General features: G+C 63.1%; 12 protein-coding genes, 1 tRNA gene and 1 pseudogene. All 14 read right to left on the bottom strand.

What is annotated here, in order from left to right:
- A partial coding sequence (locus tag ROZ37_RS21640; protein WP_312662770.1) for a GTP-binding protein occupies positions 1-153 on the bottom strand: 153 nt, incomplete at its 3' end.
- A gap of 28 nt (positions 154-181) precedes the next feature.
- Positions 182-2,278, bottom strand: a complete 2,097-nt coding sequence (gene fusA / locus ROZ37_RS21635; protein WP_312662769.1) for an elongation factor G — start codon at positions 2,276-2,278, stop codon at positions 182-184.
- 105 nt (positions 2,279-2,383) lie between these two features.
- A complete protein-coding gene (gene rpsG, locus ROZ37_RS21630; RefSeq protein WP_312662767.1) occupies positions 2,384-2,854 on the bottom strand; it encodes a 30S ribosomal protein S7 in 471 nt (156 codons plus the stop codon).
- Between the two features lie 32 nt (positions 2,855-2,886).
- Entirely contained in the window at positions 2,887-3,264 is a 378-nt protein-coding gene (rpsL, locus tag ROZ37_RS21625) for a 30S ribosomal protein S12 (RefSeq protein WP_312662766.1), read from the bottom strand.
- Between the two features lie 132 nt (positions 3,265-3,396).
- The gene (gene rpoC / locus ROZ37_RS21620) at positions 3,397-7,629 is read right to left on the bottom strand and encodes a DNA-directed RNA polymerase subunit beta' (RefSeq protein ID WP_312662765.1); all 4,233 of its coding nucleotides are present in this window, start codon (positions 7,627-7,629) and stop codon (positions 3,397-3,399) included.
- Positions 7,630-7,671: 42 nt separating this feature from the next.
- Complete coding sequence (rpoB, locus tag ROZ37_RS21615; protein ID WP_312662764.1) at positions 7,672-11,805, bottom strand: DNA-directed RNA polymerase subunit beta; 4,134 nt, start codon at positions 11,803-11,805, stop codon at positions 7,672-7,674.
- A 196-nt stretch (positions 11,806-12,001) separates the two neighbouring features.
- Positions 12,002-12,385, bottom strand: a complete 384-nt coding sequence (rplL, locus tag ROZ37_RS21610; RefSeq protein ID WP_312662763.1) for a 50S ribosomal protein L7/L12 — start codon at positions 12,383-12,385, stop codon at positions 12,002-12,004.
- A gap of 56 nt (positions 12,386-12,441) precedes the next feature.
- A complete protein-coding gene (gene rplJ / locus ROZ37_RS21605; RefSeq protein ID WP_312662762.1) occupies positions 12,442-12,966 on the bottom strand; it encodes a 50S ribosomal protein L10 in 525 nt (174 codons plus the stop codon).
- 319 nt (positions 12,967-13,285) lie between these two features.
- Positions 13,286-13,984, bottom strand: coding sequence for a 50S ribosomal protein L1 (gene rplA / locus ROZ37_RS21600; RefSeq protein WP_312662761.1), 699 nt, complete (start codon positions 13,982-13,984; stop codon positions 13,286-13,288).
- A gap of 2 nt (positions 13,985-13,986) precedes the next feature.
- Positions 13,987-14,418 (bottom strand): 50S ribosomal protein L11, encoded by a 432-nt coding sequence (gene rplK / locus ROZ37_RS21595; RefSeq protein WP_312662759.1) that lies wholly within the window; start codon positions 14,416-14,418, stop codon positions 13,987-13,989.
- A gap of 101 nt (positions 14,419-14,519) precedes the next feature.
- Positions 14,520-15,053: a transcription termination/antitermination protein NusG gene (gene nusG, locus ROZ37_RS21590; RefSeq protein WP_312662758.1), complete on the bottom strand. Its 534-nt coding sequence runs from the start codon at positions 15,051-15,053 to the stop codon at positions 14,520-14,522.
- Positions 15,054-15,055: 2 nt separating this feature from the next.
- A complete protein-coding gene (gene secE, locus ROZ37_RS21585) occupies positions 15,056-15,403 on the bottom strand; it encodes a preprotein translocase subunit SecE (RefSeq protein ID WP_312662757.1) in 348 nt (115 codons plus the stop codon).
- Between the two features lie 24 nt (positions 15,404-15,427).
- Positions 15,428-15,503, bottom strand: a tRNA-Trp gene (locus ROZ37_RS21580).
- An 81-nt stretch (positions 15,504-15,584) separates the two neighbouring features.
- Positions 15,585-15,960 (bottom strand): annotated as a pseudogene (gene tuf, locus ROZ37_RS21575) (elongation factor Tu); the annotation flags it as partial.

Below are 15,960 nucleotides of genomic sequence, written 5' to 3'. Positions count from 1 at the left end.
GTCGATCTGGTCGTAGGCCTTCGCCTCGCCACCGAACTTCCTCGACAGAATCGTCGTGATCGCCGCCGTCAGGGTCGTCTTGCCATGGTCAACGTGGCCGATCGTCCCAACGTTCACGTGCGGTTTCGTCCGCTCAAACTTGCCTTTCGCCATTGCTCAATTCCTCGCTTCGGTTCGTTGATTACTTGCGATTGTTGATCACCGCTTCCGCAACGCTCTTCGGCGCCTCGGAGTAGTGCTTGAATTCCATCGAGTAGGTCGCGCGGCCCTGCGTCAGCGAACGCAGTTGCGTCGCGTAGCCGAACATTTCCGCCAGCGGGACTTCCGCCTTGACCTCCTTCATGCCACCAGGCAAGTCGTCCATGCCCTGGACGATCCCCCGACGACCCGACAAGTCGCCCATCACGTTGCCCATGTAGTCCTCGGGGGTCTCGACGACGACCGCCATCATCGGCTCGAGCAGCACCGGGCTCGCCTTGCGCATCGCGTCCTTGAACGCCATCGACGCCGCCATCTTGAACGCGTTTTCGTTCGAATCGACGTCGTGGTACGAACCGTCGAACAGCGTGACCTTGACATCGACGACCGGGAAACCGGCGAGCACGCCATTCGGTAGCGTCTCCTGCAAGCCCTTGTCAACCGCAGGGATGTATTCGCGCGGCACCACACCGCCCTTGATCGCGTCGACGAACTCGTAACCCTTGCCGGTCTCGTTCGGCTCGAGCTTGATCCAGACGTGACCGAACTGGCCGCGACCGCCGGACTGCTTGACGAACTTGCCTTCCTGCTCGACCGCCTTGCGGATCGCTTCGCGGTACGCCACCTGCGGCGCACCGACGGTTGCCTCGACGTTGAACTCGCGCTTCATGCGATCAACGAGGATCTCGAGGTGCAGTTCGCCCATGCCGGAGATGATCGTCTGACCGGATTCCTCGTCAGTGCGGACACGGAAAGACGGGTCCTCAGCCGCGAGGCGACCCAGCGCGATACCCATCTTCTCCTGGTCGCCCTTGGTCTTCGGCTCCACGGCGACGTGGATCACAGGCTCCGGGAACACCATGCGCTCTAGGATGATCGGCGCCGACGGGTCGCACAGCGTCTCGCCGGTCGTCACCTCTTTCAGGCCGACGCAAGCCGCGATGTCGCCCGCGAGAACTTCCTTGATCTCAGCGCGCTCGTTCGCATGCATCTGCAGAATCCGGCCGATGCGCTCCTTCTTGCCCTTGACCGAGTTCAGCACGGTCTCACCCGACTTCAGCACGCCGGAGTACACGCGCACGAAGGTCAGCTGGCCAACGAACGGGTCGGTCATCAGCTTGAACGCGAGCGCCGAGAACTTCTCAGCGTCGTCGGCCTTGCGGACAACTTCGTTCTCGTTGTCGTCGGTGCCCGCAACCGGCGGAATGTCGACCGGCGACGGCAGCAACTCGATGACGGCGTCGAGCATGCGCTGCACACCCTTGTTCTTGAACGCGGTGCCGCACATCATCGGCTGGATCTCGCACGCGATCGTCCGCGTGCGCAGCCCGGAGATGATCTTTTCGTACGACAGATCACCGTTCTCGAGGTACTCGTTCATCAGCTCTTCGCTGGCCTCGGCGGCGGCTTCAACCATCTTCTCGCGCCACTCATCCGCGACGTCCTTGAGCTCGGCCGGAATCTCGCGGTAGTCGAACTTCATCCCCTGGGAGGCCTCGTCCCAGTAGATCGCTTTCATGCGAACGAGATCGACGACGCCGGCGAAGTGATCTTCCGCACCGATCGGAATCACGATGGGCACCGGGTTCGCCTTCAGGCGGAGCTTCATCTGCTCGACGACCTTGAAGAAGTTGGCACCCTGACGATCCATCTTGTTCACGAACGCAAGCCGCGGCACCTTGTACTTGGTCGCCTGACGCCACACCGTCTCCGACTGCGGCTGAACGCCGCCGACCGCGCAGTAGACCATGCACGCGCCGTCCAGCACGCGCATCGAGCGCTCGACTTCGATCGTGAAGTCGACGTGTCCCGGCGTATCGATGATGTTGAAGCGGTGCTCGGGGTACGACATCTCCATACCCTTCCAGAAGCAGGTGGTCGCAGCCGAGGTGATCGTGATCCCCCGCTCCTGCTCCTGCTCCATCCAGTCCATCGTGGCCGCGCCATCGTGGACTTCGCCGAGCTTGTGATTGACGCCAGTGTAGAAGAGGATGCGCTCGGTCGTCGTTGTCTTGCCGGCGTCGATGTGAGCCGAAATACCGATGTTGCGGTAGCGCTCAATGGGAGTCTTGCGAGCCACGGTTTTTCCTGCCTTGTGGAATTCGCGCGAACGCGCGGAATCTCTTGTCCAGTTACAAAACAATCGAGCCCTTGCCAGGGCTCGATTCACCGCCGTCTTGAGAAATCAGAAGCGGTAGTGCGAGAACGCCTTGTTGGCCTCGGCCATGCGGTGGACTTCTTCACGCTTCTTCATCGCCGAGCCGCGACCTTCAGCCGCCTCGAGCAGCTCGCCGGCAAGGCGCTGCGCCATCGACTTTTCGGCACGCTTGCGCGCTGCCTCGCGGAGCCAGCGCATCGACAGCGCCATGCGGCGCGACGGGCGGACTTCCACCGGAACCTGGTAGTTCGCACCACCGACGCGACGGCTCTTGACTTCGACCACCGGCTTCACATTCGCCACTGCCGACGAGAAGACCTCGAGCGGATCCTTGCCCGCCTTGCCGGAAATCTGCGCGAACGCGCCATAGACGATGCGCTCGGCCACGGACTTCTTGCCAGACTGCATGATCACGTTGATGAACTTGGAAACGTCCTGCGAACCGAACTTCGGATCGGGCAGGATTTCACGTTTGGGGACTTCGCGACGACGGGGCATAACTACCTCTAGCTATTTCTGGATGCCGACAATTAGGCTTTCTTCGGACGCTTCGCGCCGTACTTCGAGCGGGACTGCTTGCGGTCCTTGACACCCTGAAGATCGAGCGAACCGCGGACGATGTGATAGCGCACACCCGGCAAGTCCTTCACCCGGCCGCCGCGAATCAGGACCACGGAGTGCTCCTGAAGGTTGTGGCCTTCGCCGCCGATGTAGGAAATGACTTCGAAGCCGTTGGTCAGACGAACCTTCGCGACCTTCCGCAGCGCGGAGTTCGGCTTCTTCGGAGTGGTCGTATAGACCCGGGTGCACACGCCCCGCTTTTGCGGGCACGCATCAAGTGCCGGCACCTTGCTCTTGGTGACGGCCAGTTCCCGCGGCTTGCGGACGAGCTGATTAATTGTTGGCATAGCTTGAGAATTTTCCAATATACCGAGGCGACCCCACGGGGCCGCCTCGGGCGGTTGATTCCGGCTGCGACCGACTACGATTGGTCAGTCCACAAAAAGAGGCCGGATGTTATCGTGAAAAGCAAGCGAGCGTCAACCGGCCTGCACGTCCGGCGATACGTCGTGAGGCACTGCGGACGGCGCCTCCTCCTGGATCGCGGCCCATGCATGCTCGGCGGCGAGGTCTTCGCCGGCCGACTGCGCCTTGCGGTTGCGGTGATACGCCATGCCGGTTCCCGCCGGAATCAGGCGGCCGACGATGACGTTCTCCTTCAGACCGCGCAGGTCGTCGCGCTTGCCCATGATCGCCGCTTCGGTCAGCACGCGCGTCGTCTCCTGGAAGGAGGCGGCCGAGATGAACGAGTCGGTCGACAGCGACGCCTTCGTGATACCGAGCAACACGTTCTGGTACTGCGCCGGCAACTTGCCGTCGGCCTCGACGCGGTCGTTCTCGTCCAGCACTTCCGAGCGTTCGACCTGTTCCTCGCGGATGAAGCGCGTATCGCCGGCGTCGTTGATGACCACGCGACGCAGCATCTGGCGGACGATCACCTCGATGTGCTTGTCGTTGATCTTCACGCCCTGCAGACGATAAACGTCCTGCACTTCGTCGATGATGTAGCGCGCCAACGCCTCGATGCCCTGCAGACGCAGGATGTCGTGCGGGTCCGCCGGACCGTCGACGATCAGCTCGCCCTTGTTCACGACCTGTCCGTCGTGAACCATGACGTGCTTGTCCTTCGGGATCAGGAACTCGTGCGCGACGCCGTCCGCTTCGGTGATCACGAGGCGCTGCTTGCCCTTCGTGTCCTTACCGAACGAGACCGTGCCGGTGTATTCGGCGAGCACGCCCGCATCCTTCGGAGGCCGCGCTTCGAATAGTTCCGCCACACGCGGCAGACCGCCGGTGATGTCGCGAGTCTTCGCCGATTCCTGCGGGATCCGCGCGAGCACGTCGCCGACGCCGATTTCCTGGCCATCCTTCACTGTGATCAGCGAGCCGACCTGGAAGGTGATCGCGACCGAGTGATCGGTGCCGGCGATCTTCACTTCCTCGCCGTTCTCGTCGAGCAGCTTCACCTGCGGCCGCACGCCCTTCGACGACGCGCCGCTGGTGCGCCGCTTGCCGTCGATGACGACCAGCGTCGACAGACCTGTGACTTCATCGATCTGCTTGGCGACCGTCGCGCCTTCCTCGACGTTCTCGAACTTCACCGTCCCGGAGTACTCGGTGACGATCGGACGGGTATGCGGGTCCCACGTTGCGAGCATCACGCCGGCCTTCACCGCCGCGCCGTCGTCGACGAGCAGCGTCGCACCGTACGGCAACTTGTGCCGTTCGCGCTCGCGGCCCATGTCGTCGGCAACGACGATTTCGGCCGAGCGCGCGATGATGACCTTCTCGCCCTTCGCGTTCGAAACGTAACGCATGTTGCCCGCGAAGCGCACGGTACCGGCCGACTTCGACTCGACCCCGCTCGCCGCTGCTGCCCGCGACGCGGCGCCACCGACGTGGAAGGTCCGCATCGTCAGCTGCGTCCCCGGTTCGCCGATCGACTGCGCGGCGATCACGCCCACCGCTTCGCCGACGTTCACCAGGTTGCCGCGACCGAGGTCACGACCGTAGCACTTGCCGCACAGGCCGTAGCGGGTTTCGCAGGTCAGCGCGGTGCGCACCTTGACCTCGTCGATGCCGAGGCTTTCGATGAGGTCCACGGCGTCCTCGTCGAGCAGCGAGCCCGCCTCGATGACGGTCTCCTGCGACTCGGGGTTCACGACGTCCTCGGCGCAGACCCGGCCGAGAATCCGCTCGCGCAGCGGCTCGATGACTTCACCACCCTCGATCAGCGCCTTCATCAGGAAGCCGTCGCGCGTGCCGCAGTCATCCTCGGTGACGACCAGATCCTGCGTCACGTCAACGAGGCGGCGCGTCAGGTAACCGGAGTTCGCGGTCTTCAACGCGGTGTCCGCGAGACCCTTCCGCGCGCCGTGCGTCGAGATGAAGTACTGCAGAACGTTCAGGCCTTCGCGGAAGTTCGTCGTGATCGGCGTCTCGATGATCGAGCCGTCCGGCTTCGCCATCAGGCCGCGCATGCCGGCCAGCTGACGGATCTGGGCGGCCGAACCGCGTGCGCCGGAGTCCGCCATCATGTAGATGGAGTTGAAAGATTCCTGCTTGACCGTTTCGCCTGCGCGATTGACGACGTCTTCCTGGCCGAGCTGGTCCATCATCGCCTTCGCGACCTGGTCACCCGCGCGACCCCAGATATCGACGACCTTGTTGTAGCGCTCGCCGTCGGTCACGAGACCGGACGTGTATTGCCGCGCGATCTCCTTCACTTCCTGCTCGGCGGCGTGGATCAGAGTGTCCTTCTGACGCGGCACGAGCATGTCCTTGACCGCGATCGAGATACCGGCCCGCGTCGCCAGCCGGAAACCGAACTGCATCAGCTTGTCGGCGAAGACGACCGTTTCCTTCAGGCCGCAACGGCGGAACGACGCGTTGATGAGCTTCGAGATTTCTTTCTTCTTCAGCGGCTTGTCGAGCACGCTGAACGGCAGCCCCGGCGGCAGGATCTCGGACAGCATCGCGCGGCCCGCGGTCGTGTTGTAGCGCGTGATCTTCTCGCGGCGCTCGCCATCTGCGCCGACCTCGATCTCCTTCAGCCGCACCGACACCCGCGCGTGCAGCGACAACTGCTTCGATTCGTAGGCGCGCTTGAGCTCACCGACATCCGAGAACGCCATGCCTTCGCCGGCGACGTTCACGCCTTCGCGGGTCGAGTAATACAGCCCGAGCACGATGTCCTGCGAGGGGACGATGATCGGCTCGCCGTTCGCGGGCGACAGCACGTTGTTCGACGCGAGCATCAGCGTGCGCGCTTCCATCTGCGCTTCGAGCGACAGCGGCACGTGCACGGCCATCTGGTCGCCGTCGAAGTCGGCGTTGAACGCGACGCAAACCAGCGGGTGCAGCTGGATCGCCTTGCCTTCGATCAGCACCGGCTCGAACGCCTGGATACCGAGACGGTGCAGCGTCGGCGCGCGGTTCAGCATCACCGGATGTTCGCGGATGACTTCTTCCAGGATGTCCCAGACCACCGGCTCCTGGCTCTCGACCATCTTCTTCGCCTGCTTGATCGTCGTCGCCAGACCCATCAGCTCGAGCTTGTTGAAGATAAACGGCTTGAAAAGCTCGAGCGCCATCAGCTTCGGCAGGCCGCACTGGTGCAGCTTCAGCTGCGGGCCGACGACGATGACCGAACGGCCCGAGTAGTCGACGCGCTTGCCGAGCAGGTTCTGACGGAAGCGGCCGCCCTTGCCCTTGATCATGTCGGCGAGCGACTTCAGCGGACGCTTGTTCGCGCCGGTCATCGCCTTTCCGCGGCGGCCGTTGTCGAGCAGCGAATCCACCGACTCCTGCAGCATGCGCTTCTCGTTGCGCACGATGATTTCGGGCGCCTTGAGCTCGAGCAGGCGCTTCAGCCGGTTGTTGCGGTTGATGACGCGGCGATAGAGGTCGTTGAGGTCCGACGTTGCGAAGCGGCCGCCATCGAGCGGCACCAGCGGACGCAGATCGGGCGGCAGCACCGGCAGCACTTCGAGGATCATCCACTCGGGCTTGATGCCCGACTGCATGAACGCCTCGAGCACCTTCAGGCGCTTCGAGAACTTCTTGATCTTCGCTTCGGATCCGGTCGTCTCGAGGTCGCCGCGCAGCTTCTCGATCTCGAGCTTCACGTCGAGCGTGCGCAGCAGGCCGCGGATGCCTTCGGCGCCCATCAGCGCGTCGAAGTCGTCCCCGTATTCCTCGACCTTCGCGAGGTAGTCGTCTTCGGTCAGCAGCTGGCCGCGATTGAGCGGGGTCATGCCCGGCTCGACGACGACGAAGGCTTCGAAGTACAGCACGCGCTCGATGTCGCGCAGCGTCATGTCGAGCACCATGCCGAGACGGCTCGGCAGGCTCTTCAGGAACCAGATGTGCGCGGTCGGGCTCGCGAGCTCGATGTGCGCCATGCGCTCGCGGCGCACCTTCGACAGCGTCACCTCGACGCCGCACTTCTCGCAGATCACGCCACGGTGCTTGAGCCGCTTGTACTTGCCGCACAGGCACTCGTAGTCCTTCACCGGCCCGAAGATCTTGGCGCAGAAAAGGCCGTCGCGCTCGGGCTTGAACGTGCGGTAGTTGATCGTCTCGGGTTTCTTGACTTCACCGTACGACCACGAGCGGATCTTCTCCGGCGACGCGAGGCCGATCGTGATCGCGTCGAACTGGTCTTCGTTCGGCAGGGTTTGTTTGAACAGGTCAGCGAGCAGGCTTTTCATATATCACTCCGTCCGGGTCTGCAGGTCAGGCAGTCACCCGGTTCAGTACGTGTCCAGATCGATGTCGATCGCGAGCGAGCGGATTTCCTTCACCAGCACGTTGAAGGATTCGGGCATGCCCGCGTCGATCTTGTGTTCGCCCTTGACAATGCTTTCGTACACCTTCGTCCGGCCGGTGACGTCGTCGGATTTCACCGTCAGCATCTCCTGGAGCGTGTAAGCGGCGCCGTAGGCCTCGAGCGCCCACACTTCCATCTCGCCGAAACGCTGGCCGCCGAACTGCGCCTTGCCGCCGAGCGGCTGCTGCGTGACGAGCGAGTACGGACCGGTCGAGCGCGCGTGCATCTTGTCATCGACGAGGTGGTGCAGCTTCAGCACGTGCTTGTAGCCGACCGTGACCTTGCGGTCGAACGCCTCGCCGGTGCGGCCGTCGTACAGCGTGACCTGGCCGCCCGATTCGATGCCGGCGAGCTTGAACATCGCCTCGATCTCTTCTTCCTGCGCGCCATCGAAGACCGGCGTCGCGAACGGCACGCCCTTGACGAGATTCGAACCGAGCTCGATGACCTCGTCGTCCTTCAGCGAAGCAATGTCCTCGGGCTTGCCGTTCTCGTTGTAGATCTGACCGAGCAGCTCGCGCACTTCGCTCGCCGCTGCGTTCGCACGCAGCATGCCGCCGATCTTGTTGCCGAGCGCCTTCGCAGCCCAGCCGAGGTGCGTCTCGAGGATCTGGCCGATGTTCATCCGCGACGGCACGCCGAGCGGGTTCAGCACGATATCGACCGGGGTGCCGTCCGCCATGTGCGGCATGTCCTCCACCGGAACGATCCGCGACACGACGCCCTTGTTGCCGTGACGGCCGGCCATCTTGTCGCCCGGCTGCAGGCGGCGCTTCACCGCGAGGTACACCTTGACCATCTTCTGCACGCCCGGCGGCAGTTCGTCGCCCTGCGTGAGCTTCTTCTTCTTGATCTCGAAGGCCTGATCGAAGTCCTTGCGGGTCTTCTCGAGACCTTCGCGGATCGCCTCGAGCTGTCCCGCGAGTTCCTCGTCGGCCATGCGGATGTCGAACCAGTGGTAGAACTCGAGCGAATCGAGGTACTCGCCGGTGATCTCCGTGCCCTTCGCAAGCTTCTTCGGTCCGCCGTTGGCCTTCTGGCCGCTGATCAGGCGGCGGATCCGCGCGAACGCGTCGCGCTCGACGATCCGCATCTGGTCGGCGAGGTCGGTCTTGAAGCTGCGCAGCATGTCGTCGATGATCGACTGCGCGCGCTTGTCGCGCTCGATGCCTTCGCGCGTGAAGACCTGCACGTCGATGACGGTGCCGTTCATGCCCGACGGCACGCGCAACGACGTGTCCTTCACGTCGGACGCCTTCTCGCCGAAGATCGCGCGCAAGAGCTTTTCTTCCGGCGTCAGCTGCGTCTCGCCCTTAGGTGTGACCTTGCCGACGAGCACGTCGCCGGCGTCGACTTCGGCGCCGATATAGACGATGCCGGATTCGTCGAGGCGGGACAGCTGCGCTTCGCCCAGCGACGCGATGTCACGCGTGATTTCCTCGGGTCCGAGCTTCGTGTCGCGCGCGACGACGGTCAGCTCCTCGATGTGGATCGACGTGAAGCGGTCCTCGGCGACAACGCGCTCGGACAACAGGATCGAGTCCTCGAAATTGTAGCCGTTCCACGGCATGAACGCGACCAGCATGTTCTGGCCGAGCGCGAGCTCGCCGAGGTCGGTCGAGGCGCCGTCGGCAATGACGTCGCCCCTGCCGATGAGGTCCCCGACCTTCACGATCGGGCGCTGGTTGATGTTCGTGTTCTGGTTCGAACGCGTGTACTTGATCATGTTGTAGATGTCGACGCCGACTTCGCCCGCGAGGGTTTCGTCGTCATTGACACGCACGACGATCCGGTTGGCATCGACGTAGTCCACCACGCCGCCACGCATCGCCTGCACCGCGGTGCCGGAGTCGACCGCGACCGTGCGCTCGATACCGGTGCCGACGAGCGGCTTCTCCGGACGCAGGCACGGCACCGCCTGGCGCTGCATGTTCGCGCCCATCAGCGCGCGGTTCGCGTCGTCGTGCTCGAGGAACGGAATCAGCGACGCAGCGACCGACACGATCTGACCCGGCGCGACGTCCATGTACTGAATCTGGTCCGCCGTCGCGAGCAGGAATTCGCCCTTGTGGCGGCACGACACGAGATCGCCGAGCAGTTCACCGTCTTCGCCGATATCGGCGTTCGCCTGAGCGATCACGTACTGACCTTCCTCGATCGCCGACAGGAAGTCGATCTGGTCGGTGACCTTGCCGTCGTTGACCTTGCGGTACGGCGTCTCGAGGAAGCCGTGACGGTTGGTCTGCGCATAGACCGCGAGCGAGTTGATCAGACCGATGTTCGGGCCTTCCGGCGTCTCGATCGGGCACACGCGGCCGTAATGGGTCGGATGCACGTCGCGGACTTCGAAGCCCGCGCGCTCGCGCGTCAGGCCGCCCGGGCCGAGTGCGGAGACACGGCGCTTGTGCGTGATCTCGGACAGCGGGTTCGTCTGGTCCATGAACTGCGACAGCTGGCTCGATCCGAAGAACTCCTTGATCGCCGCCGAAATCGGCTTCGCGTTGATCAGGTCGTGCGGCATCAGGTTGTCGGATTCGGCTTGGGACAGACGCTCCTTGACCGCGCGCTCGACGCGCACGAGACCGGCGCGGAACTGGTTCTCCGCGAGTTCGCCAACCGACCGCACGCGACGGTTGCCGAGGTGATCGATATCGTCGATCTCGCCGCGGCCGTTGCGCAGTTCGACCAGCACACTCATCACGGCGAGGATGTCCTCGTTCGACAGCGTCGCCGGGCCCTCTTCGCCGCGCGCGCCGACCTTCTCGTAGAAGCGCTTCAGCCAACCCGGCGCCTTGTCCTCGATCTTTTCCGGATAGGCGCGGCGGTTGAACTTCATGCGGCCGACCGACGACAGGTCGTAACGCTCCTCGGCGTAGAACAGCCCCTGGAACAGCGCCTCCACCGCATCCTCGGTCGGCGGCTCGCCGGGACGCATCATGCGATAGATCGCGACACGCGCCGCCCACTGATCGGCAGTTTCGTCGATGCGCAGCGTCTGCGAGATGTACGCGCCGCGATCGAGGTCGTTGACGTACAGCGTCTGCAAGTCCTTGACGCCGGCGATCCGCAGCTTGTCGAGCAGATCCTCGGTGATCTCGTCGTTCGCGCGTGCCAGCAGCTCGCCGGTTTCCGGATCGGCGACATTGCGCGCGAGGATCCGGCCAAGCACGAACTCGTCCGGTACCGCGATCGTCTTCACGCCGGCCTGGTCGAGTTCACGGATGTGCTTCGCGGTGATTCGCTTGTCGCGCGCGACGATAACGTTGCCCGATGCATCGGTGATGTCGAACTTCGCGACGTCACCGCGCAGGCGATCGGGGACAAGCTCGAACAGCGTCGTGTCGCCGCTCATGTGGAAGGTGTCGAAATCGTGGAAGGTCTCGAGGATCTCTTCCGGCGTCATCCCGATCGCGCGCAGCAGAATCGTCGCCGGCATCTTGCGGCGGCGGTCGACGCGGAAAAACAGCGCGTCCTTCGGATCGAACTCGAAATCCAGCCACGAGCCGCGGTAGGGGATGATCCGCGCCGAGAACAGCAGCTTGCCAGACGAGTGCGTCTTGCCGCGGTCGTGCTCGAAGAACACGCCCGGCGAGCGGTGCAGCTGCGAGACGATGACGCGCTCGGTGCCGTTGATGACGAAGGAGCCGGTGGAGGTCATCAGCGGGATTTCCCCCATGTAGACTTCCTGCTCCTTGACCTCCTTGACGGTCTCCTTGGGAGCGTCGCGGTCGAGGATGACGAGGCGCACGCGGGCACGCAGCGGAGACGCGAACGTCAGGCCGCGTTGCTGGCACTCCTTGACGTCGAACGCCGGCTCGCCGAGCATGTACTGAACGAACTCGAGACGGGCATTGCCGCTATGGCTGGAGATCGGGAAAATCGACGTAAACGCGGCCTGGAGGCCGTCGTTCAGCCGGGACAGCGGGGGTGTCTCGGCCTGAAGGAAAGATGCGAACGATTCGATCTGCGTGGCGAGCAGGAAAGGGACGTTCAGCACTGCCGCGCGCTTGGCGAAGCTCTTGCGGATACGTTTCTTTTCGGTGTAGGAATACGCCATGGATGCTCCGGGTAGAGGTCGGACGTCAAAGAGACAGAACGCAGCGCACCATCGGCCGCACGCGTATTGAGACTTGATCGCGCGCCCAGGGTTCTATTTGACTAGGCGAACGCACGCTGGGTTCTGGCTTCTCGCGATACAAAGCACGAAAGGGCCGGCGCCCGTAGGAACGCCAGCCCCGAGAAACACAAAGGTCTTACTTGATCTCGACCTTCGCGCCGGCTTCTTCGAGTTGCTTCTTGAGCGCTTCGGCGTCGGCCTTCGAGATGCCTTCCTTGACGGGCTTCGGTGCACCGTCGACCAGGTCCTTCGCTTCCTTCAGACCCAGGCCGGTAGCGGCGCGGACGACCTTGATCGCCTCGACCTTCTTCTCGCCGGCGGCGACGAGGATCACGTCGAACTCGGTCTTCTCTTCGGCAGCCGGAGCGGCGGCGCCACCAGCGGCGGGGGCGGCAGCGACGGCGACGGCGGCGGCAGCCGACACGCCGAACTTCTCTTCCATGTCCTTGATGAGCTGCGACAGCTCAAGCACGGTCATGTTGCCAATTGCTTCCAGAATATCGTCTTTGGACACAGCCATTTCTTACTCCTGAATGATTCATTACGCCCCGTTTCGAAGGCGCGGTCAAAATTGGATTACGCAGTCTCTTTCGAGTCACGCAGCGCAGCGACGGTACGCACAAACTTGCCCGGAACTTCGTTGAGCGTTTGCACGAACTTGGCCACCGGCGCCTGCATCGTCCCGAGCAGCGTGGCAAGCAGTTCTTCACGGCTGGGCATCGACGCCAACGCCTTGACGCCTTCGGCGTCCATGACGTAGTTCGGCATCGCGCCGCCCTTGATGATCAGCTTGTCGTTGGTCTTGGCAAACTCGTTGAGCACCTTGGCGGGAGCCACTGGATCCTTGGAAATTCCGTAGATCAGCGGACCGACCATGTGCGCGGCCAGACCTTCGAAGGGCGTGCCAGAAGCAGCGCGCCGCACCAGCGTGTTTTTGAGGACGCGCAGATAGACACCCGACTCACGCGCTTTCGCACGCAGAGCGGTGACCTGCCCGACTTCGAGACCACGGTACTCAGCGACGATCACCGCCTGCGCATTCGCCAGTTCGGCGGACACTTCGGCAACGACTGCCTTCTTGTCGTCAAGATTGAGACCCAAGGTCGTCATCTCCTACTAGTGAAACGTCCGTCTGCCGATCGGGATTGACCGGAAAACGAACAACCACGGCGACCGTCATTCAGGAACAAGGCGACTGCCGCGGACGACAGTCGGACTTCAAAATCCTTCATCGGGTGACGCCATCTGCGCTGGGCCCGGACCGAACCGGAGTTCGGCCGACATTAAGGCTCGCCTTCGCGAAGGAACCCGCAAGTGGGTATTCGTTCTTGCAAAGCCCCCAGCGGTCTTTGACAACCTGCCGTCCAGCTACGGACGGCAGCCCAAAGCCCTCGGGCGACGCGAGTCGCCCGCTAAATTCTTACGCAGCCGTAATGCTCGCCGGCTCGACGCGGACACCGCTGCCCATCGTGCTCGAAACCGCGACGCGGCGCAGGTACACGCCCTTCGATGCAGCGGGCTTCGCCTTCTGCAGCGCGTCGATCAACGCGCCGAGGTTCTGCTGCAGCGCTTCGACACTAAAGGACGCACGACCGATGGTCGCGTGGATGATGCCCGCCTTGTCGGTCCGATACTGCACCTGGCCCGCCTTCGCGTTCTTGACCGCGGTCGTCACGTCCATCGTCACCGTGCCGACTTTCGGGTTCGGCATCAGGCCGCGCGGGCCGAGGATCTGGCCGAGCTGACCGACGACGCGCATTGCGTCGGGCGTCGCGATGCAGAGGTCGAAATCGATATTGCCGGCTTTCACCTGCTCGGCAAGATCGTCGAAACCGACGACGTCGGCACCGGCCGCACGCGCGGCTTCGGCCTTGTCACCCTGCGCGAATACGGCAACGCGCACCGTCTTGCCGGTACCGGCGGGCAGAACGACCGAGCCGCGAACGACCTGGTCGGATTTGCGCGCATCGACACCGAGGTTCACCGCGATATCGATCGATTCGTCGAATTTCGCCGTCGCGCAGTCCTTGACCAGCGCCAGCGCTTCGTCGATCGGGTAGGTGCGGTTGCGGTCGACCTTCGCGCGGAGAGCCTGAACGCGCTTCGAAAGCTTAGCCATGATTACAGGCCCTCCACGGTGATGCCCATGCTGCGGGCGGAACCGGCGATGGTGCGCACCGCGGCTTCCATGTCGGCAGCGGTCAGGTCGGCCATCTTGGTCTTGGCGATCTCTTCAACTTGCGCGCGGGTGATCGAGCCGACCTTGTCGGTATGCGGCTTCGGCGAACCCTTCTGGATCTTCGCCGCCTTCTTGATCAGGATCGTCGCCGGCGGCGTCTTCATGATGAAGGTGAAGCTCTTGTCCGCGTACGCCGTGATCACCACCGGAATCGGCAGACCGGGCTCGAGGCCCTGCGTCTTGGCGTTGAACGCCTTGCAGAATTCCATGATGTTCAGGCCGCGCTGACCGAGCGCCGGGCCGATCGGGGGGCTGGGGTTGGCTTTACCAGCTGGCACTTGCAGCTTGATATAGCCGGTGATCTTCTTTGCCATTGCGGCTCACTCCTGTTTGAGTACGAACGCACCGACTGCGGTCGGCGCTCCTCGCGATGCCCGCGTGAACGGGCTGCATCGGGCCCGAAGGCCCGCCAACATCAGGTTTTTTCGACCTGACTGAAATCCAGCTCGACCGGCGTCGCGCGACCGAAAATGGTCACCGATACGCGCAACTTGCTCTTGTCGTAATTGACATCCTCGACCGAGCCATGGAAGTCGGTGAACGGACCTTCCTTGACGCGCACGACTTCGCCGGTTTCCCACAGCACTTTCGGACGCGGCTTTTCGACGCCTTCCTGCATCTGCTGCATGATTTTCTCGACTTCCTTCTCGGAAATCGGGGACGGCTTGTTCGCGGTTCCGCCGACGAATCCCGTGACCTTCGGCGTCGACTTCACGAGATGCCAGCTCTCGTCGTTCATTTCCATCTCGACGAGCACGTAGCCGGGGAAGAATTTCCGCTCGGAAATGCTCTTCTGGCCGCTCTTCATCTCGACCACTTCTTCGACCGGCACCAGGATTTGCCCGAAGGCATCCTGCATTCCGGCGCGATTGATGCGATCCACCAGCGCACGCTGGACCGACTTCTCGAAGCCCGAATAGGCATGCACCACGTACCAGCGCTTCGTCATGATCACTTCCAGCCCAGAATGAGGTCGTACATCACCCATTCCAGACTCTTATCCGTCAGCCACAAAAAAATCGCCATCACGACCACGAAGGCGAACACCATGCCCGTCGTCTGCACCGTTTCCTTGCGCGAAGGCCATACGACCTTCTTCGTCTCGGTGACCGACTCGCGCGCGAATCCGACGAAGCGACGCCCGGATTCGGACTGCGACGCGACTGCGGCGGCGGCCGCGACACCTACAAGAACCGACACCACGCGCAAGACCAGCGCCTGTTCGGACAGCAGGTAGAAGCCGACCACACCGGCCGCAACCAGTGCGATAGCCAGCGCAACCTTCAACTTATCGGCCATCAAATATGAATACCCGGAAAGGAGTGGCAGGGGCAGAGGGAATCGAACCCCCAACCTTCGGTTTTGGAGACCGACGCTCTGCCAATTGAGCTATGCCCCTGCAGCAGAGACTACCGGGCGCTCCGACCTGCGGAGCGCCCTTGGATCAAACAATCGCTATGCGATGACCGCCAATGAACGATTACTCGATGATCTTCGCGACGACGCCGGCGCCGACGGTACGACCGCCTTCGCGGATCGCGAAACGCAGACCTTCTTCCATTGCGATCGGCGCCATCAGCTTCACGGTGATCGACACGTTGTCGCCGGGCATGACCATCTCGGTGCCTTCGGGCAGCTCGATCGAACCGGTCACGTCGGTCGTACGGAAGTAGAACTGCGGACGATAGTTATTGAAGAACGGCGTGTGACGACCGCCCTCTTCCTTCGACAGCACATACACCTCACCGGTAAAGTGGGTGTGCGGCTTGATCGAACCCGGCTTGCACAGCACCTGACCACGCTCGACGTCTTCACGCTTCGTGCCGCGCAGCAGCACGCCGACGTTGTCGCCCGCC

It is taken from the genome of Aromatoleum sp. (assembly GCF_032027225.1).
In the GTDB taxonomy this organism is placed as follows: Bacteria; Pseudomonadota; Gammaproteobacteria; order Burkholderiales; family Rhodocyclaceae; genus Aromatoleum.
Note: the sequence above shows the minus strand (reverse complement) of the source record. Positions and strands in the feature narration are given on the sequence as shown.

Excerpts from the sequence above, each read along its gene's own strand:
- rpsL (WP_312662766.1), bottom strand. The coding sequence starts at position 3,264 with ATGCCAACAATTAATCAGCTCGTCCGCAAGCCGCGGGAACTGGCCGTC.
- rpoC (WP_312662765.1), bottom strand. The coding sequence starts at position 7,629 with ATGAAAAGCCTGCTCGCTGACCTGTTCAAACAAACCCTGCCGAACGAA.
- rpoB (WP_312662764.1), bottom strand. The coding sequence starts at position 11,805 with ATGGCGTATTCCTACACCGAAAAGAAACGTATCCGCAAGAGCTTCGCC.
- nusG (WP_312662758.1), bottom strand. The coding sequence starts at position 15,053 with ATGACGAAGCGCTGGTACGTGGTGCATGCCTATTCGGGCTTCGAGAAG.
- rplL (WP_312662763.1), bottom strand. The coding sequence starts at position 12,385 with ATGGCTGTGTCCAAAGACGATATTCTGGAAGCAATTGGCAACATGACC.
- secE (WP_312662757.1), bottom strand. The coding sequence starts at position 15,403 with ATGGCCGATAAGTTGAAGGTTGCGCTGGCTATCGCACTGGTTGCGGCC.
- rplK (WP_312662759.1), bottom strand. The coding sequence starts at position 14,418 with ATGGCAAAGAAGATCACCGGCTATATCAAGCTGCAAGTGCCAGCTGGT.
- rpsG (WP_312662767.1), bottom strand. The coding sequence starts at position 2,854 with ATGCCCCGTCGTCGCGAAGTCCCCAAACGTGAAATCCTGCCCGATCCG.
- rplA (WP_312662761.1), bottom strand. The coding sequence starts at position 13,984 with ATGGCTAAGCTTTCGAAGCGCGTTCAGGCTCTCCGCGCGAAGGTCGAC.